Source organism: Candidatus Woesearchaeota archaeon (genome assembly GCA_020854775.1).
Lineage (GTDB): Archaea > Nanobdellota > Nanobdellia > Woesearchaeales > 21-14-0-10-32-9 > 21-14-0-10-32-9.
This window is the reverse complement of the sequence record JAHKLZ010000033.1, coordinates 1-3641: the sequence shown is the minus strand read 5'-3', so window position 1 is coordinate 3641 and position 3641 is coordinate 1. Positions and strand designations below refer to the sequence as shown.

Sequence of the window (3641 nt, the reverse complement as noted above, 5' to 3'; positions counted from 1 at the left end):
CCAGTCAATATAAGAAGATTTATTTATATCCTTCCCACGTAAAAATTTAGGACCAATCTTATCTTGTGTAGCTGTTTCAGTATATCCGTATTGTGTAGTTACAATTTCTGACAGGCTTTTTTTCTTCCAACCTTCCGGAATGCCATCAATTATTTTTACATTTTCATGACCCGGGAAGCGGAAATAGACAAACCATTCTCTATAAAGAAGTCGCGCCGCTTCTTCTAAAAGCTGAATCCGTTTATGGTTTTTGTCAATAAGTTCATCATATTTTAACAATGTAGAAGCAATTCTTTTTTGTATATTAACTTCGGGTAAATAAAAATATAAATTCTTTACCCTAGAAGCAGACAATTCTCCAAAAGTAGAACCAGTAGAATTGGATTGTAAATATTTTTTATTTATTTTTAGTAAATAATACACAAATTCTGGATCGGATAAATTTTTATCACAGATTAAATTTTTAAACCCTTGATTAGTTGATAAATCATTCTTCGCAATAGCAACATAACCAACTGGTGCCCTAGATGTGAGTAATATCGTTTTTTTAGGAAGTAATTTTGCAGAAGATTGGTTTAATCCTTCTTTTGTGATATTTCTTTCGCCTTTTTCAATATAAACACCTTCAAAAGACGTTAAATCATTAGGAGTAATCCAAGGTATATCCCCTTCCCAATATGCAGTATTCTTTGTACTAGGTGTACCTCCTCCTATTATCTCTGCAAACTGCTTAACTTTGTATTTAATTAATTTCATATTCCCAATTTCCTGAAATTTTCATTAATTTTTTCTGCTAACTCATTTGCCTTGACATTTAATTCTTGCAATTCTGTATGTATATTACGCATCGTTTCCGCAAAATCAAAGTCCGGGTCTTCCTCTTCCGGGGCTACCCCTACATATCTGCCGGGAGTGAGGCTCCAGTCGTTTTCTTTCAGCTCTTCTTTGTCTACCAGTTTGACCAATCCCTCTACATCGCGGTATTGGCCATCAGGGAATCTCTCTGTGAGCCATTGAGCCTGATGGTAGAAATAACGAACCTGTTTTAATTGATTAACCAAATTGTCACGGGCTTCTTCAGTTTCTTTCTTAAGATTTTGAATATCCCTAATGTTCCATTGGCTATTATTTTTAGCAGTTGACTTATTCTGACAATCATCAACCAGTCGGTTGATAAGCCGATACATCATCTCTGCCTCTTTAATTAATTTTTTATTCTCTTCAGAAAACAGATTTAATTCCTCAAGAGCTGAGGATAACTTTAGATTCTCTTTATCCTGCTTTTCCCACCAATCATCCTTCTCTTTTGCTAATTCAGTAAATAATCGGGAATTGTCCAGATAGGCTTGTCGACATTTTTCAAGCTCATTTATTATTTCTGTAGTTTTTTCGTTTTTGGGTATTGTCTTTAAAAAAATCTGCATTTTATTTTCCAAATTACTAAAAGTCTTTTTATAGTCCTGAATAAGAGAAGGACTTTTATGTGCCCCACTGAGTGATTTTGAAATATAATTTATGACTAATTGATGGAAACGTTCTTTTTGCCCCCGGTATAGCCAGATGATAGATAGAATATTCTGCTGCTGTTCAGGGCTGAAATCAAAAATACGACGGGTAACTTTTCGGTAGATTTCCCGGGCATCAATCATCAATACTTTATTTTTTAATTCTTCTGGTTTGTCTTTATCAAAAAACCATAATTCACAGGGAACAGAACGGGTATAGAAGAAATTAGAACGGATAGCTATCATAATATCTACATGACCGGATTCAATTAGCTTTTGACGAACCTTTGCTTCTGTGTTTCCCGCACTGGACGCCTGGGAAGACATGACAAATCCTGCACGCCCTTTATCATTCAAATAGCTATAAAAATAACTAATCCAGACATAATTACCATTGGAGACTTTACCTTTTTTGTTCACTCCGGGAAGACCAAAAGGCAAACGGGGGTCATTTTTGATTTTATCTGCATCGATTTCATCCACGTTAAATGGTGGATTAGCCATAACAAAATCTGCTTTATGATACATATCGTGGGGGTCTGCATAATAGGTAATTGCCTTTTTGATATCACCAACCAAGCCATGGACTGCCAGGTTCATTTTTGCCAGGTTGATGGTGGTGGCATTTTTTTCCAGCCCGAGAAAATTAAGGTTATCATTAGGATTTTCATGAATTCTTTCCACAAAGCGGGCACTCTGCACAAACATACCCCCACTGCCGCAGGCGGGATCCAGAACTGTTCCCCGTTTGGGCTCTAAAACATTGGCAATAAGAGATACTAAAGATATAGGAGTAAAAAATTCACCTCCGTCATGGGCTTTCTGATCAGCAAACTGGGTCAGAAAGTATTCATAGATTCGGCCAAAGACATCACCGGAAACTCTTTTTAATTCCTCCGGGTTTAAGTTTCGGAGCAATTGAGCCAGAATCTCATTATCCAGCTCCCGGTATTCCTGTTTGGGCAGGACACCGCGGAGAGTTTCATAATCTCTTTCGATTGACTCCATGGCATTGATTATGGCTTTCGCACGGTCATCGCTATCGGTCAGGCTAACTAGATAATCAAACTGAGCTTTTGGCTCTAAAAATATAGCTGATTTTTTGCTGAAATCTTCTTTGCTCAGCTGTCTTTTTACACCGCCGCGAGTGGGAAGAGACGCTTCTATCTCATCTTTGACTGCCAGAAATCTGCTGTAGGCATGCCGCAGAAAGATTAATCCCATGACCGGCATAAAATATTCATTACTGGCATAATTGGAATTCGCCCGCAGAGTATCTGCCGAATTCCAAAGCCTTTTTTCAATTGCTTCAATATTTTCCAGTTGTGCCATTTTAAAGTTCCCTTCCCTGTTATATTCTGTTATAGATAAGCTATTTATTTTGTTTGACTTATTTTTAAATCTTTTCTTAAACTGTTAGACATTGCAATCAACTAGCGGTGCAAAAGGTTTAAAATAAAACTCCTTTTTCTTTAAAGCTAATATAATTATTGTTCGTTACAATAATATGATCAAGAACTTCAATATCCAGGATAACTCCGGATTGAATTAATTTTTCAGTCATTTTCCGATCAGCATCTGAAATTTCAATATCATTATCCGGATGATTATGAGCTAAAATAACCGAACTGGCAAAACAGCTGATTGCAGGCTGAAAGACTTCCCTGGGATGCACTAATGTTTCTGTAAGAGTCCCAATAGAAATCGTTTCTTTCCGGATTAACTGCTTTCGGGCATTTAAATATAAGACTAGAAAGTATTCCTTTTGTTTGGTGCGGATATCATGAAGTTGAGCAACTGTGGCGTGGACGGAATCTAAAATGGGTAGAGAATCATCAAAAGCACCGGAAGCCCTTCTTCCAAGCTCCAGCGCTGCCTGAATAGTGATTGATTTTGTTCCCTCCAATCCTCTGATATTGTGCAATTCATCCTGAGTTACGGATAATAGCCTGGTCAGTGGATATTTCTTTAAGGTTTCTTTGGCAATATCCAGTGCACTTTTACCGGCACGACCGGTACGGATTAAAATTGCCAAAAGCTCGGCATTGGTGAGATTTTCCGCACCTCTTTCTGTTAATTTCTCTCTTGGCCTTTTATGTTTTGGTAAGTCCTTAATTTTAGCCATAATTTAAGTTT

The 3641-nt window shown here is 37.2% G+C and carries 3 protein-coding genes; all 3 read right to left on the bottom strand.

Annotated features, from left to right (window positions below):
* Positions 1 to 756, bottom strand: a 756-nt coding sequence (locus KO361_05155) for a restriction endonuclease subunit S (protein MCC7574954.1), incomplete at its 3' end; no start/stop codon positions are given.
* Positions 753 to 2837 carry an N-6 DNA methylase gene (locus KO361_05150; protein MCC7574953.1) on the bottom strand — a complete coding sequence of 695 codons (2085 nt, stop codon included), beginning with the start codon at positions 2835 to 2837 and terminating at the stop codon, positions 753 to 755. The genes KO361_05150 and KO361_05155, both read right to left, overlap by 4 nt.
* A gap of 118 nt (positions 2838 to 2955) precedes the next feature.
* Positions 2956 to 3630 carry a DNA repair protein RadC gene (gene radC / locus KO361_05145; protein ID MCC7574952.1) on the bottom strand — a complete coding sequence of 225 codons (675 nt, stop codon included), beginning with the start codon at positions 3628 to 3630 and terminating at the stop codon, positions 2956 to 2958.
* Positions 3631 to 3641 lie beyond the last annotated feature (11 nt).

Bases quoted from the DNA above. Each gene is read 5' to 3' on its own strand.
- KO361_05150 (MCC7574953.1), bottom strand. From the start codon at position 2,837: ATGGCACAACTGGAAAATATTGAAGCAATTGAAAAAAGGCTTTGGAAT.
- radC (MCC7574952.1), bottom strand. From the start codon at position 3,630: ATGGCTAAAATTAAGGACTTACCAAAACATAAAAGGCCAAGAGAGAAA.